Annotated in this window: 19 protein-coding genes; 10 read left to right on the top strand and 9 right to left on the bottom strand. The window is 66.6% G+C overall.

Going from position 1 to position 23,453, the window contains the following annotated elements:
• Nucleotides 1-65: 65 nt before the first annotated feature.
• The 3 genes from CVA01_RS06670 to mptB are packed head-to-tail and all read right to left on the bottom strand — an operon-like array spanning nucleotide 66 to nucleotide 3,501.
• Entirely contained in the window at nucleotides 66-866 is an 801-nt protein-coding gene (locus CVA01_RS06670) for an ABC transporter permease (RefSeq protein ID WP_041630009.1), read from the bottom strand.
• A complete protein-coding gene (locus CVA01_RS06665; protein ID WP_041630008.1) occupies nucleotides 863-1,807 on the bottom strand; it encodes an ABC transporter ATP-binding protein in 945 nt (314 codons plus the stop codon). Before CVA01_RS06665 ends, CVA01_RS06670 begins: the two co-directional genes overlap by 4 nt.
• A complete protein-coding gene (gene mptB, locus CVA01_RS06660) occupies nucleotides 1,804-3,501 on the bottom strand; it encodes a polyprenol phosphomannose-dependent alpha 1,6 mannosyltransferase MptB (RefSeq protein WP_141329535.1) in 1,698 nt (565 codons plus the stop codon). The genes CVA01_RS06665 and mptB overlap by 4 nt, the downstream gene beginning before the upstream one ends.
• A gap of 197 nt (nucleotides 3,502-3,698) precedes the next feature.
• Between mptB and CVA01_RS06655 the strand changes: the two genes are divergently transcribed.
• From CVA01_RS06655 to CVA01_RS06625, 7 genes are read left to right on the top strand one after another with little or no spacing between them, the layout of a single operon-like run.
• Nucleotides 3,699-4,364: a helix-turn-helix transcriptional regulator gene (locus CVA01_RS06655; RefSeq protein WP_014009985.1), complete on the top strand. Its 666-nt coding sequence runs from the start codon at nucleotides 3,699-3,701 to the stop codon at nucleotides 4,362-4,364.
• A gap of 1 nt (nucleotide 4,365) precedes the next feature.
• The gene (sufB, locus tag CVA01_RS06650; protein WP_014009984.1) at nucleotides 4,366-5,844 is read left to right on the top strand and encodes a Fe-S cluster assembly protein SufB; all 1,479 of its coding nucleotides are present in this window, start codon (nucleotides 4,366-4,368) and stop codon (nucleotides 5,842-5,844) included.
• 4 nt (nucleotides 5,845-5,848) lie between these two features.
• Complete coding sequence (sufD, locus tag CVA01_RS06645; RefSeq protein WP_014009983.1) at nucleotides 5,849-7,033, top strand: Fe-S cluster assembly protein SufD; 1,185 nt, start codon at nucleotides 5,849-5,851, stop codon at nucleotides 7,031-7,033.
• Nucleotides 7,034-7,085: 52 nt separating this feature from the next.
• A complete protein-coding gene (sufC, locus tag CVA01_RS06640) occupies nucleotides 7,086-7,850 on the top strand; it encodes a Fe-S cluster assembly ATPase SufC (protein ID WP_014009982.1) in 765 nt (254 codons plus the stop codon).
• Between the two features lie 14 nt (nucleotides 7,851-7,864).
• Nucleotides 7,865-9,112, top strand: coding sequence for a cysteine desulfurase (locus tag CVA01_RS06635; RefSeq protein WP_141329533.1), 1,248 nt, complete (start codon nucleotides 7,865-7,867; stop codon nucleotides 9,110-9,112).
• Nucleotides 9,113-9,151: 39 nt separating this feature from the next.
• Nucleotides 9,152-9,613 (top strand): Fe-S cluster assembly sulfur transfer protein SufU, encoded by a 462-nt coding sequence (gene sufU / locus CVA01_RS06630; protein WP_041630007.1) that lies wholly within the window; start codon nucleotides 9,152-9,154, stop codon nucleotides 9,611-9,613.
• A 52-nt stretch (nucleotides 9,614-9,665) separates the two neighbouring features.
• Nucleotides 9,666-10,091 (top strand): metal-sulfur cluster assembly factor, encoded by a 426-nt coding sequence (locus CVA01_RS06625; protein ID WP_014009979.1) that lies wholly within the window; start codon nucleotides 9,666-9,668, stop codon nucleotides 10,089-10,091.
• Here the strand turns inward: CVA01_RS06625 and CVA01_RS06620 are convergent.
• Complete coding sequence (locus CVA01_RS06620) at nucleotides 10,070-11,215, bottom strand: lycopene cyclase family protein (protein WP_014009978.1); 1,146 nt, start codon at nucleotides 11,213-11,215, stop codon at nucleotides 10,070-10,072. The genes CVA01_RS06625 and CVA01_RS06620 overlap by 22 nt on opposite strands.
• 433 nt (nucleotides 11,216-11,648) lie before the next feature.
• Here CVA01_RS06620 and CVA01_RS06615 point away from each other — a divergent pair, with 433 nt between their 5' ends.
• Nucleotides 11,649-13,277, top strand: a complete 1,629-nt coding sequence (locus CVA01_RS06615; RefSeq protein ID WP_141329531.1) for an ABC-F family ATP-binding cassette domain-containing protein — start codon at nucleotides 11,649-11,651, stop codon at nucleotides 13,275-13,277.
• A gap of 47 nt (nucleotides 13,278-13,324) precedes the next feature.
• Nucleotides 13,325-14,653, top strand: coding sequence for an alpha-hydroxy-acid oxidizing protein (locus CVA01_RS06610; protein WP_141329529.1), 1,329 nt, complete (start codon nucleotides 13,325-13,327; stop codon nucleotides 14,651-14,653).
• A gap of 12 nt (nucleotides 14,654-14,665) precedes the next feature.
• Here the strand turns inward: CVA01_RS06610 and CVA01_RS06605 are convergent, their stop codons facing one another.
• The 5 genes from CVA01_RS06605 to acnA all read right to left on the bottom strand — a co-directional run bounded on the left by CVA01_RS06605 (nucleotide 14,666) and on the right by acnA (nucleotide 20,599).
• Nucleotides 14,666-15,436 (bottom strand): hypothetical protein, encoded by a 771-nt coding sequence (locus tag CVA01_RS06605; protein ID WP_141329527.1) that lies wholly within the window; start codon nucleotides 15,434-15,436, stop codon nucleotides 14,666-14,668.
• Nucleotide 15,437: 1 nt separating this feature from the next.
• Complete coding sequence (locus CVA01_RS06600; protein ID WP_014009975.1) at nucleotides 15,438-16,811, bottom strand: PFL family protein; 1,374 nt, start codon at nucleotides 16,809-16,811, stop codon at nucleotides 15,438-15,440.
• 16 nt (nucleotides 16,812-16,827) lie between these two features.
• A complete protein-coding gene (locus tag CVA01_RS06595; RefSeq protein ID WP_041630006.1) occupies nucleotides 16,828-17,094 on the bottom strand; it encodes an ACT domain-containing protein in 267 nt (88 codons plus the stop codon).
• 96 nt (nucleotides 17,095-17,190) lie between these two features.
• A complete protein-coding gene (locus tag CVA01_RS06590) occupies nucleotides 17,191-17,751 on the bottom strand; it encodes a TetR/AcrR family transcriptional regulator (protein WP_014009973.1) in 561 nt (186 codons plus the stop codon).
• A 34-nt stretch (nucleotides 17,752-17,785) separates the two neighbouring features.
• A complete protein-coding gene (gene acnA / locus CVA01_RS06585; protein WP_141329525.1) occupies nucleotides 17,786-20,599 on the bottom strand; it encodes an aconitate hydratase AcnA in 2,814 nt (937 codons plus the stop codon).
• 1,066 nt (nucleotides 20,600-21,665) lie between these two features.
• Between acnA and CVA01_RS06580 the strand changes: the two genes are divergently transcribed.
• The gene (locus tag CVA01_RS06580; protein ID WP_244938184.1) at nucleotides 21,666-23,453 is read left to right on the top strand and encodes a DIP1281 family NlpC/P60 protein; all 1,788 of its coding nucleotides are present in this window, start codon (nucleotides 21,666-21,668) and stop codon (nucleotides 23,451-23,453) included.

Here is a 23,453-nt window from a genome sequence, read left to right as displayed (position 1 = left end):
GTACGCCGGAGTCGCCGGCATGGCTTTCTGGTGTGTCTCGGGCGTCGTCGTCACGACCCCTGAGTCTAGTCCCCGTCCATCGTGAACGAGAACCAGCGCAGGGCGGCGAGGGTACCCCCTGCACCCCACACCAGCAGGATGAGGAGGGCGACGACGTTGAACGATCCGGATGCCGCGTCCACCAGCCCGTGGGTGAGCGCCACGGAGGGCAGCAGATCAAGGGCGTCTGTCGCGGCAGTCGGGAGATCAGGGTCGATGACCGTCACGACGGCCGCTCCCATCAGCAGGAACCAGAGGGTGTTGCCGAGCGCCAGGACCAGATCAGAACCCAGGGTGCCGCCGAGCAGCAACCCCAGTGAGGTGAAGGTGGCCGCGCCGACGAGGATGAACACAGCGGCGGGGATAAGTCCGACCAGGTCCGGTCGCCAGCCGAGGAACAGGGCGATCGTCGTGAGAAGGACCAGCTGGATCACCACGGCGGACAGGACGGCGGCAATCTTGCCGCCGATCAACGCCCAGGTGGGGACACCCGAGGCGCCGATGCGTTTGAGTGCGCCGTAGCGTCGGTCGAAGGCGACGGCGATCGACTGTCCGGTGAATCCGGCACCCATCAGCGCGATGCCCAGGGTCATCGGGTAGATCTCGTCGACCGGATCGTCAAGGTCGGTGACCGGCAGCAGGCTGAAGACGATGAGCATGCCGATCGGGATGACCAGGGTGAGGAGCTGCTGTTCACCGTGCCGCAGGAACAGCAGACTCTCGATTCTCGCCTGGGCGCGCAGCAGTGCCGACGCCGGTGCAGGCGTCGGTCGCGGACTGAAGGTTCCGGGCGCGAAGCGGTCGGAGGTGTGTCGGGTCGGACTCATGCGCGGATCTCCCGTCCGGTGATGTCGAGGAAGACGCTCTCGAGGCTTCGCTGCTCCACACGCAGTGAGGTGATGAGGACATTCTGTTCTGCCACCGCGGTGGTCAGAGCGGTGACGAGCTCAGGGGAGACCGGTGCCGTCACCGTGAAGCGGTCGGGGCGGACCGCACTGACGGACACCCGGGGATCATTCAGCCGGTCCTCGAGGATGTCGAGGTCGATACCGGACGCACAGCGGACCGAGATGACGGGGTCAGCGGTACTGGTGAGCTCGGAGACGGAGCCCTGGGCGACGACCGCCCCGTGGTCGATGATCACGACCTTGTCGGCCAGCGCCTCGGCCTCGTCCATGAGGTGGGTGGTCAGCACCACGGAGACGCCGTCCCGTCGCAGGGCCGCGACGAGATCCCACACCGCGAGCCGGGACTGTGCGTCCAGGCCCGCGGTGGGTTCATCGAGGAAGACCAGCTCGGGGCGTCCGACCAGGGCGAGAGCGAGCGAGAGACGCTGCTGCTGACCACCCGACAGGCGTCGGTAGTTGGACTTCTCGTGTCCGGCGAGACCGACTGTCTCCAGGAGCCAGTCCGGGTCCAGTGGATCCGCGGAGTAGGACGCCGCGAGGCGGAGCATCTCCCCGACGCGGACGCCCGGATAGGCACCGCCGCCCTGGAGCATGATGCCGATCCTGGTGCGCAGCTGGTCGGCATCGGCGACCGGGTCGATCCCGAGGACGCTGACCGTGCCGGCGTCCGGGGTGATGAACCCCTCGCACATCTCGACCGTGGTGGTCTTCCCCGCACCGTTGGGTCCGAGGAGCGCGAGCACTTCCGCGCGTCCGAGCTGCAGGTCGAGGCCGTCGACGGCGGTCACCGGGCCGAAGCGTTTGACGACACCGCGGAGCTGGAGGACGGGCCCGTCTGCCGGGGTGGATTCACTTCTCACGGCGTTCCACTGTAGTCGGCGGCGCGGACGCGGCGGTAAAAGACGGTGCCGATGATCAGGAGTACCACGAAGAAGATGATGAACATCACGTAGATGAGGGTGACGGTCGAGGCCGGAAGGTTCAGGCCGCGGGGGAGGACGAAGAAACTCAGCACGGTGGAGATCACGGCGACAGCCACGCGGAAGCCCGCGCGGTCGGCCCAGGCCGCCAGTGGCATGACGGCCCACACCAGGTACCAGGGATGGACGACGGGGAAGAAGACCACGAGGAAGAAGGTGGCGACACCGAGTCCGCCGACCGGGTGGATCCGGCCGCGGTAGGCGGCCCAGAGCATGCGTACGACCCAGAACGCGCCGATGCACAGACCGACGGTACGGGCGAGACCGAGAGCGACGTCGGAGTGGTCACCGAGACCGAGTCTCTCGCCGACGGTGCCGGACAGCACGCCGACATCCGAGATGACGGACATCCAGCTCACGACATCGGCTGCACCGCCCTGCACGCTGATCCACCTGAGGCCGAGCCCGGTACCGAGGGAGAACAGCAGGACCACGGCGACGGATCCGGCGAGGAAGACTCCGGCGGCGGTGAGAAGGTCACGGAACCGGCCACCGAGATAGCGGGCCAGGGCCACCCCGGCGAAGCCCAGCCCGAGAAAGGCGGTGACCTTGACCATCCCGGCGCAACTGATGAGCATGATGCCGACTGCACCCACCGCGATCCGGCGGCGGGGGCTCAGTGCGGTGAACCGGTCGGTGGCCGTGAGTGAGAGCTCGAGGCCTGCGAGGAGCAGCCCCATCATCAGGGCTTCGTTGTGCAGGCCACCGATGAGGTGGAGCGGCACCAGTGGATTGAGGACGCCGAGCCACAGGGTGGCCTGGGGCCGGATACCGCAGCGCCTGGCCAGCCGCACCATCGCCCACGCTGCCAGGACGATGCCGAGGACGGCGACCAGTCGGTGCAGGACCACAGCTGTGCCGACAGTGTCCCCGGTGAGCCGGTAGATCAGGGCCGCGATACCCACGGCCACCGGCCCGTAGGGAGCGGGGGAATGGGACCAGACCAGCGGGACGGAGCGGGCGAGTGGGTCGTCGACCCCGAGCAGGTCCGCGGGCCCGCCCGCGTAGGGGTCGAGTCCCTGGGCAGCGATCGACCCCTGTGCCAGGTAGGAGTAGATGTCCTGGGTGAACAGGGGTGCGGTCGCCACGAAGGGCAGGGACCAGGCGAGGATGGTCCGGTAGAGCGTCCGCAACGGGGCGACCGGGGACGGCGTCCCGTCAGCACGTACCGAGGGGATGCAGTACCGCCACATCATCAGCCAGCCGAGAACGAGGAATCCGATGCCGACGAAGACGGTCACCGTGGTGCTGTGGAGTAGCAGGGAGAGGAAACTGACGACCGGCATGGACCAGAGGCTGTTGTCCACCACGGGTACCGCGCCGGCGCCGAGCCCACCGAGAGCAGCGAGGACCGCGCCGAAGGTGCCGGCGAACGCGGCGGTGCGGAACCGGGTGCGCTCGCGTCGGGTGAAAGGAACCGGACCGGTGTCGTCACCGGTGGCCGGCGCGTCAGAGGGTCCCCGGTGCAGCAGGGCACTGCGTGAGCCTGCGGCGCCGATGTCTGGGAGCAGGGCGCGCAGCCCTGCAGCGTCGGCGTGGTCCGGTCCGCGGTCCGGTTCGTCGGGATGGGGCACACCGGCAGTCTACCGGTGCCCCTTACGCGGCCCGGGTGTTGCGTAATTCCCGGGGCTACGTTCCCTCCGAAAGTGCAGCTCAGCCTACCCTTATTAGACAACGGGAAGGAATTACGCCACACTCGTGTTGTCTAATCATGACCGGTCCGGAAACTCTCCGGGCCGGACCAGGCACAGCACCTAAGGAGGTGGGCATGATGAGCGAGGGAGACACCCGACGATCCATCCTGACCCAGATCCTGCGGAACGGCCCGGTCAGTGCGACGGACATCAGCGACACGCTGGGACTCAGCGCCGCGGGCGTCCGCCGTCACCTCGACAACATCGTCGCCGAAGGTCTCGCAGAGACCGTGGAGGCGCCCCGTTCTACAGCAGCCGGTTCCCGTGGACGCGGTCGACCGGCCCGGCTGTTCCGGCTCACTGACGCGGGCCGGGGACAGTTCGGACATGATTACGACAGTCTGGCACTGCTGGCACTCCGGGCACTGCGGGAGACCGGTGGCGATGCCGCCGTCGCCCGCTTCGCCGACCAACGCATGGAGGAACTCTTCAGCGGGGTCGACCCGGAGGCCGACGAACCCGTCGACGAACAGGCCCGCAATATCGCCGGTGCCCTGACTGCCCGCGGATACGCGGCCACCGTCGACCACGCCGGCGGCGGCGTCCAGATCTGCCGTCACCATTGTCCTGTCCAGGACGTGGCACACGAGTTCCCCGAACTGTGTGCCGCCGAACACCGGGTAGTCGCGGAACTGCTCGGCCGGCACACACAGCCGCTGGCGACCATCGCCGACGGCAACGGCATCTGCACCACCCACATTCCGCTGACCACAATCCACCCTTCCTCCCAGAAGGAGAGCTGACATGACCCAAGCAGCACAGACACCGCCGGACGCCGTCGAAGAGGCGCGCCTGGCCAAGGACCAGGACAAGCTGCGTCAGGATGACGCGATCATCGACTCCATCGGCGCCTACGAGTACGGCTGGCACGATTCCGACCTCGCCGGTGAGACGGCCGAGCGCGGGCTGTCCGAGGACGTGGTCCGCATGATCTCGGCGAAGAAGAACGAGCCCGAGTGGATGCTCGAGCGCCGGCTCAAGGCCCTCGACACCTTCGAGCGCAAGCCGATGCCGACCTGGGGCGCAGACCTCGACGACATCGACTTCGACGACTTCAAGTACTTCGTGCGTTCCACGGAGAAGCAGGCCACCTCCTGGGAGGAGCTGCCCGAGGACATCAAGAACACCTACGACAAGCTCGGTATCCCCGAGGCGGAGAAGCAGCGCCTGGTCGCCGGCGTCGCCGCCCAGTACGAGTCCGAGGTCGTCTACCACCAGATCCGTGAGGATCTGGAGGCCCAGGGTGTCATCTTCCTCGACACCGATACCGCACTGCGGGAGCACCCGGACCTGTTCAAGGAGTACTTCGGCACCGTTGTCCCGGCCGGCGACAACAAGTTCGCGGCGCTGAACACCGCGGTGTGGTCCGGCGGCTCCTTCGTCTACGTCCCCAAGGGCGTCCACGTGGAGATCCCGCTGCAGGCCTATTTCCGCATCAACACCGAGAACATGGGTCAGTTCGAGCGCACCCTGATCATCGTCGACGAGGGCGCCTTCGTGCACTACGTCGAGGGTTGTACCGCCCCGATCTACCAGTCGGACTCGCTGCACTCCGCGATCGTCGAGATCATCGTGAAGAAGGGCGGTCGGTGCCGATACACGACCATCCAGAACTGGTCCACCAACGTCTACAACCTGGTGACCCAGCGCTGCCGCGCCGAAGAGGGCGCGACCATGGAGTGGGTCGACGGCAACATCGGCTCCAAGATCACCATGAAGTACCCGGCGGTCTGGATGACCGGTCCGCACGCCAAGGGCACCGTGCTCTCCATCGGCTTCGCCGGTGAGGGCCAGACCCAGGACACCGGCGGCAAGATGGTCCACATGGCGCCGTACACCTCGAGCACCATCGTCTCGAAGTCGGTGGCCCGCAACGGTGGCCGCGCGGCCTACCGTGGCCTCGTCCAGGTCAACAAGGACGCCCACCACTCGACCTCGAGTGTGGAGTGCGACGCCCTGCTGGTGGACTCGATCTCCCGGTCGGACACCTACCCCTACAACGACATCCGCAACGACCACGTGACCCTGGGTCACGAGGCCACGGTGTCCCAGGTCTCCGAGGACCAGCTCTTCTACCTGATGAGCCGCGGTCTGGAGGAGGACGAGGCCATGGCGATGATCGTCCGCGGCTTCGTCGAGCCGGTGGCCAAGGAGCTGCCGATGGAGTACGCGCTGGAACTCAACCGCCTGATCGAACTGCAGATGGAAGGATCGGTGGGTTAAACCCATGACCACCCCGACTACCCAGTCAACCGTCACTCCGGCGAACCGGACCCCCACCAAGGGCGACCGGTTCCAGTCCACGAACCCGGAGGACTTCCCCGTCCCGTACGGCAAGGACGAGGACTGGCGCTTCACCCCGCTGCGCCGCCTGCGAGGTCTGCAGAAGAACGACGGTGCCCCCGCGGCCCGCCAGCAGATCTCCGTGGACACCGCGGGCCAGGCCGGTGTCACCTACACCGAGCTGCCCATGGACGATGAGCGCGTCGGTCGCGCCGGCCTCCCGGTCGACCGTCCCGCCGCCGAGTCCTGGACCCACTGCGAGGTCGCCGACTACATCAGCATCGACAAGGAGTCCGTCCTGACCGAGCCGGTCACCATCGTGATCACCGGCGCCGGTGACGACGTCACCACCTACGGCACCACCGTCGTGGACCTGGGCAACTTCGCCGAGGCTGTCGTCGTCATCCGTTACGAGGGCGACGGCGTCCACTCCGACAACCTCGAGTTCGTGCTCGGTGACGGTTCCCAGCTCACCGTCGTCGTCTGGGAGGACTGGGGACGCACTGCCGTGCACCTGTCCAATTCCCACGTCCTCGTCGGACGCGACGCCACCGTCCGCCACACCTCCGCCATCTTCGGCGGCGACGTGGTCCGCGCCCTGCCGCACGTGCGCTACGCGGGCCCGGGCGGCGACGCCGAGATGCTCGGCGTCTACTTCGCAGACGCCGGCCAGTACTTCGAGCAGCGTCTGCTTGTCGACCACAGCCAGCCGAACTGCCGCTCCAACGTCCTCTACAAGGGCGCGCTGCAGGGCGAGGAGGGCCGTCACGGCACCGAGGCACGCACCGTGTGGATCGGTGACTGCCTGATCCGGCCGGACGCCACGGGCACCGACACCTACGAGACGAACAAGAACCTCGTCCTCACCGGCGGTGCACGGGCGGACGCCATCCCGAACCTGGAGATCCAGACCGGCGAGATCGTCGGTGCCGGTCACGCCGCCACCGTGGGACGCTTCGACGACGAGCACATGTTCTACCTCATGTCCCGCGGCATCCCTGACGAGGTGGCCCGCCGCCTCATCATCCGCGGCTTCTTCTCGGACGTCATCCGACGGGTGCCCGTCGAACAGGTCCGTAACAGCCTCGAAGACGTTGTCGAGCAGGAGCTCGCCAACACCGTCCTGTGACACACCGCCCCGTCCCGCAGACCCACACGCAGAAGAAAGCAGCGTCAATCCGATGAGCACCCTCGAAATCAAGAACATTCACGCACAGGTCGTCCCCCAGGAGGAGGGCGAGGAACCCAAGAAGATCCTCCACGGTGTGAACCTCACCATCAACTCCGGTGAGACCCACGCCATCATGGGTCCGAACGGCTCCGGCAAGTCCACCCTGTCCTACGCCATCGCCGGCCACCCCAAGTACGAGATCACCGAGGGCGAGGTCCTCCTCGACGGTGAGAACCTGCTGGACATGGACGTGTCCGAGCGGGCCCGTGCCGGCCTCTTCCTCGCCATGCAGTACCCGGTCGAGGTGCCCGGTGTCTCCATGGCGAACTTCCTCCGGTCCGCGGCCACCGCCGTGCGCGGCGAGGCCCCGAAGCTGCGCTCCTGGGTCAAGGAGGCGCGTACCGCCATGGACGAGCTCGAGATCGACCCGAGCTTCTCCGAACGCTCCGTCAACGAGGGCTTCTCCGGTGGTGAGAAGAAGCGCCACGAGATCCTCCAGCTCGGCCTGCTCAAGCCGAAGTTCGCCGTCCTGGACGAGACGGACTCCGGCCTGGACGTCGATGCCCTGCGCATCGTCTCCCAGGGCATCAACAACTACAAGGAGCGCGAGAACGGCGGCCTGCTGCTGATCACGCACTACCAGCGCATCCTCAACTACGTGAAGCCCGACTTCGTGCACGTTTTCGCCAAGGGCCAGATCGTCGAGTCCGGCGGCCCGGAGCTCGCTGAAGAGCTCGAGGCCCACGGTTACGAGAAGTACACCCACAAGGTTTAAGAGGGACCGACTGAATGATCACGACACTGGACACCACCGCAGTACGCGCGGATTTCCCGATCCTGTCGCGGACTGTCCGTGAAGGTCGTCCACTCGTGTACCTGGACTCCGGGGCGACCTCCCAACGGCCGCTGCAGGTCCTCGATGCCGAGCGGACCTTCCTGACGGAATACAACGCCCCGGTCCACCGTGGCGCCTACCAGATCGCCGAAGAAGCGACTGACGCCTACGAGGACGCCCGCGACGCCATCGCCCGCTTCGTCGGTGCCCGCGGCCACGAGATCGCGTTCACCAAGAACGCCACCGAGGCGCTCAACGAGGTCGCCTTCATCCTCGGCGACCCGCGCTGTGGTGACCTGGCGGTCGGGGAGGGCGACGAGATCGTCATCTCCGAGGTCGAACACCACGCCAACCTCGTGCCCTGGCAGGAGCTGGCGCTGCGTACCGGTGCGACCCTGCGCTGGTACACCGCCACGGAGGACGGCCGGATCGACCTTGACAGCCTGGAGCTGTCGGAGAAGACCAAGGTCGTCGCCCTGTCCCACCAGTCGAACGTCACCGGCGCGCAACTGGATGTCGACGAGGCGGTCCGTCGGGCCCACGCCGTGGGTGCGCTGTTCGTCCTCGACGCCTGCCAGTCGGTGCCGCACATGCCGGTCGACTTCCGGGCTCTCGACGTGGACTTCGCGGCGTTCTCCGGACACAAGATGCTCGGCCCGAACGGTGTCGGCGTCCTCTACGGCAAGGCGTCCCTGTTGGACGCACTGCCGCCGTTCCTCACCGGTGGCTCGATGATCGAGCTGGTGACCATGGAGAAGACGACCTTCGCCGAGGTCCCGCAGCGGTTCGAGGCCGGCACCCAGATGACCTCCCAGGTTGTCGGGCTGGGTGCTGCGGTCGCGTACCTCGAGAACCTCGGGATGGACGCTGTCGCCGCCCACGAGCACGACCTCACCGCGTACGCCCTGGAGCAGCTGCAGGAGATCGAGGGTGTGCGGATCATCGGACCGACCACAGCGGAGCACCGCGGCTCCGCGGTGAGCTTCGTCGTCGACGGTATCCACCCGCACGACCTCGGTCAGGTGCTCGACGACCAGGGGATCTGCATCCGGGTCGGACACCACTGCGCGTGGCCGGTCCACCGCTGCCTCGGGGTCCAGGCCACCGCCCGGGCGAGCTTCTACATCTACAACACGCGCGACGAGGTGAATGCGCTGGTTGCCGGCGTCCGTCACGCCCAGGACTTCTTCGGCACCCGGTAAGTCACCGGTGACCCCGGTGGAGAAAGAGAGACACTGACCGTGAAACTCGAGCAGATGTACCAGGAAGTCATCCTGGACCACTACAAGAACCCGCAGCACGCGGGACTCCGCGAGCCCTTCGAGGCCGAGGTGCACCATGTGAACACCTCCTGCGGTGACGAGGTGACCCTGCGCGTCCACCTCAGCGACGACCAGAAGACCGTCGAGGACGTCTCCTACGACGCCCAGGGCTGCTCGATCAGCCAGGCCTCCACCTCGGTCATGGCCGAGGAGATCATCGGGCTCCCCGTCGAGCAGGCCTTCGCCAAGCTCGCCGAGTTCGAGAAGATGGTGACCAGCCGCGGTGAGGAGGAAGGCGACGAGGATCTCATCGGTGACGGCATCGCCTTCGCCGGCGTCTCCCGGTACCCGGCCCGCGTGAAGTGTGCCCTGCTGGGCTGGAAGGCCTTCGAGGCCGCCACCCTGGACGCCGGCATCCCACACCCGAGCCCCGCCCACTGAATCCGCTGTACCCACCGAACCCCGATACGACCGAACCGAAAGGACAGCCGCTGTGAGTGACGAGAACACCACCGCTGAGCCGACCGCCCCGCAGATGGATCCCAATCCACTCAATGACGTGCCGGAGCCGCCGAAGGACCAGACGCCGGAGCAGGTGCAGCTCGCCGGTCAGATCGAGGAGTACATGCTCGACGTGATCGACCCCGAGCTGGGCATCAACGTCGTCGATCTGGGCCTGGTCTACGACATCTGGGTCGAGGGCGAGGGAGACTCTGTCGCGGTCATCAACATGACCCTGACCTCTCCGGCGTGCCCGCTGACGGACATGCTCGAGGACCAGTCGCAGGCGGCCGTGGTCGGCAATATCGACCAGATCTCCGAACTGCGGATCAACTGGGTCTGGTCCCCGCCGTGGGGACCCCACATGATCAACGAGGAAGGCCGGGAGCAGCTCCGTTACCTGGGTTTCAGCGTGTAGTACAGCGCCTGCGGCAGTGGGCGGAGGAAGGGCAGGACAGCCCGCGGGAAGCGCGCCAGCGAGAACATCGCCGCCGCGACCGGCAGGGCGTCCTGCCCTTCGAGGTATCCGCGCTGCAGGCGGGCGGGCAGGCGGAAGAAGGCGTCGAAGAATCCGGGGAGGACCGCCGCACCGGCCCGGATGATCAGTTCGCCGCCGAGCAGGCGGAGTCGCCAGGCCAACGCGGCCGAGAGCCGGTCACGGCGGGGGAGAGGTCGCCCGGCAGCGTGGTCGGCGAGTTGGTCGAGGACCCTGTCGGCGGCGGCGACGGCAGCAGCGACCGAGTAACCGGTGGCCGGGTGGGTGAGTCCCCCGGCGGCGCCAAAGGTGGCGACTCCGTCCGCGTCAGGGCCCAGGTACCAGGGACGGCGTCGGCGGTCCATCGGGAAGTGGACGGTTTCCGTGCCGGTGGCGTGGACGGCGACCTCACCGAGACGGGACAGCAGCCGCAGCCTCAGTTCCGGGAGCATCTTCCGGGCCGAGGTCCTGGTCGCCAGAACAGTCTCCTCGACGAGAACCCGGTCACCGAGGTCCTGGACGTAGAGGAAGCTCGGCCCTCCTTCCCTGTGCTCTGAGGCCCGGGGAGAGGGGCGCCAGTCCATGAACTCCGAGGTGGCGAGCCCGGCGTCCTGCGCAGTCTCCGGAGGCAGGAAGATCCCGTAGGCGATCTGCCGCACCGATCCCGGACGGTCGACCACTCCGCGGCAGTCGATGACGGCGTCCACCCCCAAGGTCCGGGCGGTCGGGGCATCCACCCGGCGACGGTGCAGCCGGATGCCGGGGGCAAGTCGCTCCCGGAGAGCCGTACGGTCGACCATCCCGTAGCCGCCGTAGTCCAGGACCCGGTGTCCGGGTGTGTGCGCGCTGAGACCGGGGGAGACGGAAGAGAAAGGAATGAGGGAGTTAGCCCAGTCCGGTAATGCGGCCACGGGTAGCCCGTAGGTACTGCGCCACTCAGGCAGGGTGGGGGATCCGTCGGTGTCCCGGCATGCGGGGTCGTAACCGTCGACCGTCCATCCCCTGGCCACTGCACGGTGGGCGAGGACGGAACCGGCGGGCCCGAGGCCCAGGACAGCGATGTGCATGCAGTCATCCTACCCCCGTGACCAGGGAAGCCCGAGGACCGACGCTGCGTAACCACGGCACGCCTGACCAGGGTGAACAGAATTCATTGCAGAGTCTTTCACGGCGGTGGCACTTACCGACCACCCCCGACGTAACAGTCGCCCCACGGATAATTACCTTTTCTCTAGCGAATGACCCTGCGGTCATATATATTCATTCGTGTCCACAAGGAACGCCGGCAGGTGTCCGGAAAGGACGTCTCGGAGCTTGGGTGGAAAGCGGGACTCCGGGATCACGGAAGTGCGGGGTGGGACGCCTGCGGGTTGTCCCGTCGCGGTCTCTCTCTCCTTGGGAGGGAGGTGGAGAGCGCGGTGCCCACCCCCACGACCGTGTGTCCAGTCACACCGGACCACGGTGCGGAACCTGATCATCTGCGTGATACGCTGGACCGTTGTGATTGTTACCCAGGATCTTGAAGTGCGAGTGGGGGCCCGCACCCTCCTCAACGCCCCCGGCCAGCTGCTCCGTGTCCAGCCGGGAGACCGGATCGGACTCGTCGGCCGCAACGGTGCCGGCAAGACCACCTCCATGCGCATCCTCTCCGGGGAGACCGAACCCTACGGCGGCAAGGTCATCACCTCCGGTGAGATCGGCTACCTGCCGCAGGATTCCAAGGAGGGCGATATCGAGCAGACCGCCCAGGACCGTATCCTCTCCGCGCGCGGGCTCGACAAGCTCCGGTCATCCATGGACCGACAGCAGGAACTCATGGAATCCGGCACCGACGCCCAGCGGGACGCGGCCATCAGCAAGTACAGCCGCCTGGAGGAGCGCTACAGCGCCCTCGGCGGCTACGAGGCCGATTCTGAGGCCGCCCGTATCTGTGACGGGCTCGGCCTGCCGCAGCGCATTCTCGACCAGCAGCTGAAGACTCTCTCGGGTGGTCAGCGCCGTCGCGTGGAGCTCGCCCAGATCCTCTTCGCCGCGACCTCTGGCTCCGGCCGGTCGCAGACGACGCTGCTGCTCGACGAGCCGACCAACCACCTCGACGCGGACTCGATCAACTGGCTGCGCGGCTTCCTTCAGAAGCACGAGGGCGGCCTGGTCATGATCTCCCACGATGTCGAGCTGCTCAATGACGTGGTCAACAAGGTCTGGTTCCTCGACGCCGTGCGCGGCGAGGCCGACGTCTACAACATGACGTGGAAGAAGTACCTGGACGCCCGCGCCACCGACGAGGCCCGTCGCCGCCGCGAGAAGGCCAACGCCGAGAAGAAGGCGGACGCACTGCGTAAGCAGGCCGCGAAGCTGGGTGCGAAGGCCACCAAGGCCGCCGCCGCCAAGCAGATGCTCGCCCGTGCGGACAAGATGATCGACAGTCTCGACGATGTCCGCCAGGAGGACCACGTCGCGACGATCAAGTTCCCGGAGCCGGCCCCCTGCGGAAAGACCCCGATGTTCGCCAAGGGGCTGACCAAGATGTACGGCTCCCTCGAAGTCTTCGCCGGGGTCGACCTGGCCATCGACAAGGGTTCACGCGTGGTCGTCCTCGGCTACAACGGTGCCGGTAAGACCACGCTGCTCAAACTGCTGGCCGGTGTGGAGCGCACCGACGGCGAGGGCGGCATCGTCTCCGGCCACGGTCTCAAGATCGGCTACTTCGCCCAGGAGCACGACACCATCGACCCGGACGCCACCGTCTGGGAGAACACGATCAGTGCCTGCCCGGACGCCGACGAGCAGGACCTGCGCGGTCTACTGGGTGCGTTCATGTTCTCCGGCGAGCAGCTCAACCAGCCGGCCGGCACGCTGTCCGGCGGTGAGCAGACCCGACTCGCCCTGGCCACCCTGGTCAGCTCCCGGGCGAATGTGCTGCTGCTCGATGAGCCGACCAACAACCTCGACCCGCAGTCCCGTGAGCAGGTTCTCGATGCCCTGCGCACCTACACCGGCGCTGTCGTCCTGGTCACCCACGACCCGGGGGCGGTCAAGGCCCTGGAGCCGGAGCGCGTCATCGTCCTCCCCGACGGAGACGAGGACCTGTGGTCCGACGAGTACATGGAGATCGTCGAGCTCGCATAACGCCCGTTCCGACCCCGGAGAGGGTCGGCAGGGGTTACTGTCGGACAATGGTTTCCCGAAGTGACACACAGTCCACGTTCCTGTCTCTGGCGTCTGCTGTGGCCGGTGCCGGCCGCGCCCGCCAGGACCGTATCTACCGGGCGGGGGTGTCCGGTCTCCGACCGTCGGTTCCCACCGATGCTGCCGGACTGGAGGGTGCCGCCCGGCGGCACATGTCCCGGAAGGCCTGGGCATACGTCGCCGGCGGCGCAGGGGAGGGACGCACCATGGACGCCAACCGTGAGTCCTTCTACCGGCACAGACTCGTGCCGCGGATGGCCCACGGTGTCAAGGAACGTGACCTGACGGTCTCCCTGTTCGGGGAGGACTACGCCTCCCCGGTCCTCCTTGCGCCGATCGGCGCCTCAGCACTCGTCGACAAGGACGCCGATCTCCTCACCGCCCGTGCCGCGGCGGCGACAGGCGTCTCGATGGTCATCAGCAACCAGGGATGCTCGCCCCTGGAGGACACCGCCGCAGCGGCTGCACCGGCCGGACACTGGTTCCAGCTCTACTGGTCCACGGATGAAGAACTCGTGGACAGTCTCATCCGACGGGCTGAAGCCTCCGGGGCGGGAGCCCTGGTCGTCACCCTGGACACGACTGTGCTGGGGTGGCGCCCGCAGGACCTCACTCTCGGTTCACTGCCGTTCTCCCGTGGACAGGGCATCGCCCAGTACACCTCCGACTCCCGCTACATGGACATGGTGCGTACGAAGATCCGTGGCGCCGGATCGGACTCGTCCGGGGATGTCCGGATCACACCGGCTGCAGCGGCATCCCTGCTGTCGATCGCCCGCCATCACCCGGGAAGGACGCTGCGCAACCTGCTGTCCCCGGAACCCCGGGCCGCCGTCGAGACCTTCCTCGGCACCTACTCCAACCCCGGCCTCGACTGGGACATGCTGGCCACACTCAAGGACCGGACCTCGCTGCCGGTGGTATTCAAGGGCATCCTCGATCCGGAGGACGCCGAGCGCGCCTTTGCCGTCGGTGCGGATGCCGTGGTGGTCTCCAACCACGGTGGACGCCAGGTCGACGGTTCCGTCTCCTCCCTTGACGCACTGATCGAGATCCGACGTCACCTCGGCGATGAACCGACCCTGCTGCTGGACTCCGGCATCCGCACCGGCCGGGACGTCGCCGTGGCACTGGCCCTTGGAGCGGACGCCGTCCTCCTCGGCCGTCCGTGGATGTACGGGCTGGCTGTGGCAGGCCGGCGTGGCGCGGAGGAGGTCATACAGAACGTCCTCGCCGAGCTCGAACTCACCATGGCACTCTGCGGGGCGAAGAACGTCGCAGGGCTCCGTGGGACACGGGTAGTCGGACACGCGTGACGGGCAGGACCGTCACCGGACGCCGGCAGCCTCCAGCGCCGCGAGGATCTGTGTCTCGGTGAGCCCCGTGGTCACCGTGGCGGATTCCTCGGGGGCACCGGCGACGTAACGGACCAGCGTCCACCCGTTGGAGTATTCCGGTTCGCTGACATCGAGCGGGCCCGGAGCCGTGTGCAGACCGCGCGGGTTCCCGTCCCGGTCGGCGAGCACCTGGAACGGCGAGGTGGTGACGGTGAACGGGTCGGTTCCGTCAGTGGGGAAGACCTCGACACCTGCGCGGTACCAGTGACGCACATCCTGGTTACGACCGCGGTCATCGCGTGGCCCCATCGCCGGGCCGTGCCGGACCTCACGGTCGAGCCAGGCAGCTCCCACCCTCGCCGGGGCGAACCGAACCCACCCCTGCCTCCAAGCCGCGTCCAGCGCCAGGAGCCCTTCACGGCGCCGACCGGCAGAGAACGCGGTCAGGCCGCCGAGGAAGACCGCGAAGACAACGAAGACCAGGGCGACCACGGGAGCACCGGCAAACAGGCAGATCACCGCCAACAGTGCGAGGCCACCGGCGACGCCGACAAGAGACCACTGAGGAAGAGACAGGCCCAGAGCGTAGACCCCGGCAATCGGAACCCGGCCGGTGGAACGTAGTGCGTCGGTCACTGCCGGGTCATCGGGACTGTCCGGGCAGGCGTGGTCGAAGCGTCCGGTGTCTGCACCGTCACGCAGGAATCCGCCGGGATCGGCGACCTGGGCCGTGGCACGGGCATGCTCGAAGAGGACCGGCATATCAGTTCCGGAATCCGTGGACCGGAGCAGGGATGAAACCGCCGCGGTCGATGAAGGCCGTGTTGGGGACGGTGCGGACCGGCATGACCGGGGCGTGCCCGAGGAGCCCACCGAAGTCCACGTCGTCACCGACACCGCAGCCGATCGCCGGTATGACGCGGACTGCGGTGGTCTTGTGGTTCATCATGCCGATGGCTGCCTCATCGGCGATCATGCCGGCGATCGCGGCGGCCGTCGTGTCGCCGGGCACCGCGATCATGTCCAGACCCACCGAACAGATGGCGGTCATGGCCTCAAGCTTGTCGACGGTGAGGTTTCCGGCACGGACAGCCTCGATCATGCCGGCGTCCTCACTCACAGGAATGAAGGATCCGGACAGCCCACCGACCCGCGAACAGGCCATCATGCCGCCTTTCTTCACCGCGTCATTGAGCAGCGCCAGTGCCGCTGTGGTGCCGTGGGTACCGACCTGGTCAAGACCCATGTGCTCGAGGATGTGGGCGACCGAGTCACCCATCTCCGCGGTGGGTGCCAGTGACAGGTCGACGATCCCGAAGGGGACGCCCAACCGGTCAGCGGCCATCGTGCCGACGAGCTGGCCGGTGCGGGTGATCTTGAAGGCCGCCTTCTTGATCTCCTCGGCGATCTCGTTGAGTGTCGCGTCCTGACCCACGGCAGCGACCGCGCGGTCAACCACTCCAGGGCCCGAGACACCGACATTGATGACGCAGTCCGGCTCCTCGACCCCGTGGAACGCGCCCGCCATGAAGGGGTTGTCGCCGACGGCGTTGCAGAAGACCACGAGTTTGGCTGCGGCGATCGAACCGCGGTCAGCGGTGGCCTCGGCACAACCCCGGACGACCCCGCCCATCTCACGGACCGCGTTCATGTTGATGCCGGCGCGGGACGAGCCGATGTTCACCGAGGAGCACACCACCTCCGTCTCACTGAGGGCCTCGGGAATCGACCGGATCAGCCGCTTGTCGCCCTCGGTGCCGCCTTTCTCGACGAGAGCGGAGTAGCCCCCGATGAAGTCCACGCCGATCTCGGCGGCCGCCCGGTCGAGGGCGCGGGCGATGTCCACCGGGTCGCAGCCCGGCACCGCGGAGGCGACGATGGCGACAGGAGTGACAGAGACACGCTTGTTGGCGATGGGTATCCCGAGCTCACGTTCGATACCGCGGGCGACCGGGACGAGGTTCCGGGCCCTGGTGGTGACCATGTCGTACACCGCGTCACAGGTGGCGGCGGAGGTCGCACGGACGCAGGGGAGCAGGTTGATGCCCATCGTGACGGTGCGGATGTCCAGCCGGTAGCGCTGGATCATCGCGATGGTCTCGAGGATGGAGGACGAGGGTAGGAATGCGGCGGTCATCTGTTCGTCAGACCCCTCAGATGTGGTGCATAGCATCGAAGATGGCCTGGGACTGGATGGTGATGACGAGTTTCTGCTCGTCCTCCACCAGTGCCATGCGCTCATCGACGGCAGCGACGTCGAGATCACCGGGAAGCTCAACATGGAGGATCATGGTGAACCACTCGTCCATGATCGTCTGTGAGACGTTGCGGATGTTGATGGACAGATCGGCGCAGGCGGTGGAGACTGCGGCGATGATTCCGGTGTGGTCCCGTCCGGTGACGGTCATGATCGCGATCATTCCGCTCATTGCTACCGCCTCCGAAACAGACGAGACCCGCCGCCCCGGGGTGGGGTGGCGGGTTGTCTGTGGTTCGGCCTTGGCGAACGGGGACCGTCAGGCTCGCAGCGACTGCTCGATGAGATCCAGAGCTTCCGGGAGCCGGTCACTGACCCGGTCTGAACCGAGGTGGGACATGACCCCCTCGAGGGTCAGTTCCAGCAGCTGGATGGTTGTCTCGAGATCGATGTCCGTCCGGAGACGTCCACTGTCCCGCTGCTCGGTGAGACGGTCGGTGACCGCCGCACGCAGTGCCTTCTGGTCGGCGTCCCAGGTGTCGCGGAGTTCCTCGTCGACGCGGATGCGCCGGGTGATCTCCACGCGGAGACTCCACCAGTTGATCAGATCGGGTTCCTCCAGGATGTACCTGATGAGACCGATCATGCCTCGGGTGGACGCCAGTTCCGTCATCCGGAGCATGTCGCGGTGTGCCACTGTCCGGAACAGGGTCTCCTTGTTCTGGAAGTGGTGGAAGATGGCTCCCCGGGATTTCCCGGTGGCCTTCTCCAACCGCGACACGGTGGCGCCGTCGTACCCGTAGGTGACGAAGCACATACGGGCCGCCGCCAGGATGTCGGACCGCCGCTCGGAAAGGTCGCTGTCGCTGACCTTCGGCATGCGGTGTGCCCCTTTCGGGAGAAGAGCGCCTGTATCAGGCGTTCTTCATCATGTTGCGCAGCACGAACTGGAGGATGCCACCGTTACGGTAGTAGTCGGCCTCACCGGGGGTGTCGATGCGGGTGTCCGCGTCGAACTCGATGACAGAGCCGTCCTCCTTGGTCGCGGTGACCTTGATGGTCTCCGGGGTGGAGCCCTCGTTCAGCTTCTCGATACCGGAGATGTCGAAGGTCTCGGTACCGTCGAGGCCCAGGGACTTCCAGGACTCGCCGGCCGGGAACTGCAGCGGGACAACGCCCATACCGATGAGGTTGGAGCGGTGGATACGCTCGAAGCTCTCGGCGATGACGGCCTTGATGCCCAGCAGCAGGGTGCCCTTGGCAGCCCAGTCACGGGAGGAACCGGTGCCGTACTCCTTGCCGCCGAGGACGACCAGCGGGGTGCCCTCGTTGGCGTAGTTGACGGAGGCGTCGTAGATGAACGACTGCGGGCCACCCTCCTGGGTGAAGTCACGGGTGTATCCACCGGAGACACCGTCGAGCAGCTGGTTCTGCAGACGGATGTTCGCGAAGGTACCGCGGACCATGACTTCGTGGTTACCACGACGGGAACCCAGGGAGTTGTAGTCCTTGCGCTCCACACCGAAGGAGTCCAGGTACTGCGCGGCGGGGGTGCCGGGCTTGATAGAGGACGCCGGGGAGATGTGGTCGGTGGTGACCGAGTCGCCCAGCAGAGCGAGGACGCGGGCGCCGTGGATGTCGTTGACCGCCTCCGGCTCCTGGCTCATGCCGTCGAAGTACGGGGCACGACGGATGTAGGTGGACTGCTCGTCCCACGCGAAGGTCTTGCCCTCCGGCACGGGCAGGGACTGCCAGCGCTGGTCGCCCTTGAAGACGTCGGCGTAGTCCTCGGAGTAGAGCTCCTGGGTGATGGAAGACTTGATGACCTCTTCGATCTCCTCGGTGGAGGGCCAGATGTCCTTCAGGAAGACATCGTTGCCGTCCTGGTCCTGACCGAGGGCCTGGGTCTCGAAGTCGAAGTCCATGGTGCCGGCGATCGCGTAGGCGATGACCAGGATCGGGGACGCCAGGTAGTTCATCTTGATGTCGGGGGAGATGCGACCCTCGAAGTTACGGTTGCCGGACAGGACCGCGGTGGCGGCCAGGTCGGCGTCGTTGATGCCCTTCGAGATCGGCTCCGGCAGCGGGCCGGAGTTGCCGATGCAGGTGGTGCAGCCGTAACCCACGAGGTAGAAGCCCATGGCCTCCAGGTCCTTCCACAGATCGGCCTTCTCGAAGTAGCCGGTGACGACCTGGGAACCCGGGGCGACAGAGGTCTTGACCCACGGAGCGGACTTCAGACCCTTGGCGGCGGCCTTGCGTGCGATCAGGCCGGCGCCGACCATGACGGACGGGTTCGAGGTGTTGGTGCAGGAGGTGATGGAGGCGATGCCGACCATACCGTGGTCGAGGATCATGTCCTCACCGTTGTAGGTGACCTCGATCGGGTTGGACGGACGTCCCTCGTTCCCCGCGGCAGCGGAGGGGATGTGACCCTTGGCGTCCGCGGCGGTGGCCGGGTTACCGGTGTGGCCCCCGACGTTGCCACCCTCGGCGACGAAGTCCTGGGCGTCCTGGGAGCCCGAGGTGCTGTCGGTGTAGTTGTGCAGGTCCTTGCGGAACTGAGCCTTGGAATCGGCCAGCTCGATGCGGTCCTGCGGGCGCTTCGGGCCGGCGATGGACGGCACCACGGTGGACAGGTCCAGCTCGAGGTACTCGGAGAAGGCCGGCTCGTTCTCGTCGGCCGTCGCGGCGTCCAGCCACATGCCCTGTTCCTTGGCGTACGACTCGACGCGGGCGAGGGTCTCCTCGTCGCGGCCGGTCAGACGCAGGTAGTTGACGGTTTCCTCGTCGATCGGGAAGATCGCGGCGGTGGAACCGAACTCCGGGGACATGTTGCCGATGGTGGCGCGGTTCGCGAGCGGCAGCTTGGAGACACCCTTGCCGTAGAACTCGACGAACTTGCCGACCACGCCGTGCTGGCGAAGCATGTCGGTGATGGTCAGCACCACGTCGGTGGCGGTGACGCCCACCGGGATGTCGCCGGTCAGCTTGAAGCCGACGACGCGCGGGATCAGCATGGAAATCGGCTGGCCGAGCATGGCAGCCTCGGCCTCGATGCCGCCGACGCCCCAGCCCAGGATGCCCAGGCCGTTCTCCATGGTGGTGTGGGAGTCGGTACCGACGCAGGTGTCCGGGTAGGCCAGGCCGTTGTTGTCGAAGACGGAACGGGCCAGGTACTCGATGTTGACCTGGTGGACAATGCCGGTTCCCGGGGGGACGACGCGCAGGTTGTCGAAGGCGCCGGTGGCCCAGCGGAGGAGCTTGTAGCGCTCCTCGTTGCGCTGGTACTCGATGTCGACGTTCTTCTCGAGAGCCGAAGAGTCACCGAAGTTCTCGATGATGACGGAGTGGTCGATGACCATCTCTGCCGGGTTCAGCGGGTTGACGTCGTCAGCGTTACCGCCGAGGGCCACGACCGCGTCACGGATGGTGGCGAGGTCGACCACGCAGGCGACACCGGTGAAGTCCTGCATGACCACACGTGCCGGGGTGAACTGGATCTCGATGCTGGGCTCCGCGGAGGGATCCCAGTTCGCGATGGCCTCGATGTGCTCCTTGGTGATGTTCGCGCCGTCCTCGTTACGGAGGAGGTTCTCGGCGAGCACCTTCAGGGAGTAGGGCAGCTTTTCCGTGCCCGGGACCGCGCTGAGGCGGAAAATGTCGTACGTGCGGTCGCCAACCTCGAGTGTCCCCTTGGCACCGAACGAGTTCTTGCTTTCAGTCACGTGAGTGCTCCTGAATCTCTTCTCGTTATATTTCGTCGTTGTGTGACGTTCGTCTGGACGTCTCACCTCAAGCACAACCGTGGACCTGGTCTGCAGCGTCCGTAAAGACACCGCGGGCGTGAGGCGTGCCACCATTGTGCAACAGTGACGTGTGATCCGTCTCATCCACCATAACAGTACGACTGTATTGCTACATAATCGCAGGTGGGAATCGCCGGTTCGGGGGCATTTCCAGTGCCGGACGGTAAGGCAGACGACCGGACTCGACACACTGTCATACCCGTTCTGTAATCGCCACCTTCAGGAAACGACTGAATTCGACGTCCCTCACACACAGGCTGGACCTCAAGTCGGCACAGTCGCGGGGTCACTGGATCCACAGAGGGGAGCCGCACGGGGGACACCGCACAAGTAAAGCCGGACAGGGGCCCCGTAGAGAACGTCCCGGGAGCCCCGGCGGCAGGCATCCCGCCCCGTTCGGTGAACCCGAGGAAACCCACGCCGCTCCGGACCACACGGAGGTCGAGACGAACACCCAGGTCAGGCCCAGACCCTTGACGAGCCTGTTGTCCACATTCCGCCCCGATCACGGCACGGTCGCTCCGGACTGCCGCGGTGTCGAATCGTCAAGTGTAGGGACCTGACAGATGTCAACACAATGTCGAGACTTTGAGTTGACCTCGCCGGGAGATCTCAAGGCGACACGCCGGTTCGTTACATTGTGTGATACAGATCACATTCACTATTTCACGCAGGATCCCTGCAGGTCACAGACGAAGAGTGGCCGGTGTTGCTCATGGTGACAGATGTGAATGATGTTATTCAGGTTCCTTACGGGGTGGGTGTGGCCTACGGTGCACCTGTCGTCGTTTGGTAACGATTCGTGATCTAAGTGAAGCGAGAGGTTGACCGCTCGGTTCCGAAGGTCACGAAACATCAACGACGCAGGCGGGCCACCACCCCGGGCCCCGACCTCCTCCCGTGGGGAAGCGGGAGGAACGGGTGCCGAACCGGTGGACTGCCGGAACTGACTTTTTCCGCCCACTCGCACGAGGAGACCATCACCGTGGCACTTCGACTGACAACCCGTGGCCGTGCCCGCGGGGCAACTGCACGAGGTACAGGAGCCCTGCTGGCTGTCGCCGTGACCGCCGGCCTCACCACCCAGGTAAGCCCGGCTGTGGCCGACGAAGCCTCCGACACCGGCGCCGAGGCTTACCTGGCCGACCTGGTCTCCCGCGTCTCCGCGGCCGAGGACGAGGTCAACTCACTGGAACTCGAGCTGGGCGGACTCCGTGAGTCCGTCAACAAGTCCCAGGTCGACTTCGACCGGAGCACCCACGACGCACAGGATGCACAGGACCAGGTCACCGATGCGCGCTCCCGCCTCGGCGGAAGTGAGGACGAACTCGGCACTGCGCAGTCCGATCTCGGCGAGATCGCCCGTTCCGCCTACACCCAGGGTGGCGACGCCTCCGCCGTGCCGCTGGCCGCCGGGTCAAGCGCCGACGACGCCATCGACCGTGCCACCTACATCAGGATGGCCTCCGAGCGTCAGCAGGCCGAGGTTGACCGTCTGGATCTGGCGCGTACCCAGGCCGCGAACGAGGAAGCCTCGCTCCGTGAGGCCCGTGACAAAGCGGATGACCTCGTTGCAGCGGCCCAGCAGGCGCAGGACGATGCCCGGGCCCGGTTCGAGAGGATTCAGCAGGATCTCGCCTCCCGGGCCGACGAGCACAGCAAGCTCCTTGCTGACGCAGACACCGCCCGTGAGCAGCTTTCCGCCGCCCGCGCCGCAGTCGACCGTGCCGGCAGGGAAGAGGGTGCCACCTCCTTCGACAAGCGTCGTGCGGCGGAGACCGCGGTGTCCAAGATCGACACCGCTCCGGCCACGGAAGCCACGGAAGCCACCGAGGTCGTTGACACCACGGAGACCGCAGGGGCCACCGAGACGCCTCAGGTCACCTCACCCGGGACGGTCGACACCGCCGAAGCAACCGCGGACACCACCGGCGCCCAGGATCTCACCGGGACCGTTGCGGAGAACGCGGACGGTGCCACCACGGAGGATACCTCCGAGGTCAATGGAGATGACCTGACGAAGGCCCAGGAAGAGGCTCCCGCAGAGGATGAGGCAGCCGGCTCGACCTTCAGCTCGGACACCGCCGGAGATGACCGTCGTCAGGCTGCCATCGACGGACTTCTGGGTGCCGCCGGTGCTGCCGCCGTCGCAGGTGTCACCGCCAGCATGAACGGTGAGGATCCCCTCGCTGCAGCCACTGGTGCGGCCCAGAGTTCCGCGGCAGAGTCCTACGGCTCACTGCCGGAAGCACCCTCCGGTGATGGGGAAGCCACCGGAACGCTTCCGGGGACGGGTGTCCAGCCCGGTGGCAGCGGCGATGTCTCCACTCCTGATGCCTCCGGCACCGCGTCCGAGAAGATCGAGCGGGTCATCGACCGCGGTATGAGCGCCCTCGGAACCCCGTACTCCTGGGGTGGAGGCAACGCTGACGGGCCCACGCTCGGTGTCCGGGACGGCGGTGTCGCTGACGCCTACGGCGACTACGCCAAGGTCGGTTACGACTGCTCTGGACTCATGGTCTTCGCCTTCGCCGCCGCCGGTGTGGAACTGCCGAAGTACTCGGGCTACCAGTACACCGCCGGCCCCCAGGTCCCGGTGGACCAGGCCCGCCGCGGCGACATGCTCTTCTGGGGCATCGGCGGCAGCAGCCACGTCGCGCTCTACCTGGGCGACGGCAAGATGCTGGAGGCCCCGCAGTCCGGAGACGTCGTCAAGGTCTCCGACGTACGGTGGAGCGGCGCCATGCCCTACGCCGTCCGGATGATCGAGTAA

The sequence above is a fragment of the Corynebacterium variabile genome (assembly GCF_006539825.1).
Classification (GTDB): domain Bacteria; phylum Actinomycetota; class Actinomycetes; order Mycobacteriales; family Mycobacteriaceae; genus Corynebacterium; species Corynebacterium variabile.
The sequence above is the reverse complement of the archived record's forward strand: the minus strand, read 5'-3'. Positions and strand labels throughout refer to the sequence as shown.

Bases quoted from the DNA above. Each gene is read 5' to 3' on its own strand.
- sufD (WP_014009983.1), top strand. From the start codon at position 5,849: ATGACCACCCCGACTACCCAGTCAACCGTCACTCCGGCGAACCGGACC.
- CVA01_RS06595 (WP_041630006.1), bottom strand. From the start codon at position 17,094: ATGATCGCGATCATGACCGTCACCGGACGGGACCACACCGGAATCATC.
- CVA01_RS06620 (WP_014009978.1), bottom strand. From the start codon at position 11,215: ATGCACATCGCTGTCCTGGGCCTCGGGCCCGCCGGTTCCGTCCTCGCC.
- CVA01_RS06605 (WP_141329527.1), bottom strand. From the start codon at position 15,436: ATGCCGGTCCTCTTCGAGCATGCCCGTGCCACGGCCCAGGTCGCCGAT.
- CVA01_RS06610 (WP_141329529.1), top strand. From the start codon at position 13,325: ATGGTTTCCCGAAGTGACACACAGTCCACGTTCCTGTCTCTGGCGTCT.
- CVA01_RS06590 (WP_014009973.1), bottom strand. From the start codon at position 17,751: ATGCCGAAGGTCAGCGACAGCGACCTTTCCGAGCGGCGGTCCGACATC.
- sufC (WP_014009982.1), top strand. From the start codon at position 7,086: ATGAGCACCCTCGAAATCAAGAACATTCACGCACAGGTCGTCCCCCAG.
- CVA01_RS06670 (WP_041630009.1), bottom strand. From the start codon at position 866: ATGAGTCCGACCCGACACACCTCCGACCGCTTCGCGCCCGGAACCTTC.
- CVA01_RS06635 (WP_141329533.1), top strand. From the start codon at position 7,865: ATGATCACGACACTGGACACCACCGCAGTACGCGCGGATTTCCCGATC.
- CVA01_RS06600 (WP_014009975.1), bottom strand. From the start codon at position 16,811: ATGACCGCCGCATTCCTACCCTCGTCCTCCATCCTCGAGACCATCGCG.
- CVA01_RS06655 (WP_014009985.1), top strand. From the start codon at position 3,699: ATGAGCGAGGGAGACACCCGACGATCCATCCTGACCCAGATCCTGCGG.
- sufB (WP_014009984.1), top strand. From the start codon at position 4,366: ATGACCCAAGCAGCACAGACACCGCCGGACGCCGTCGAAGAGGCGCGC.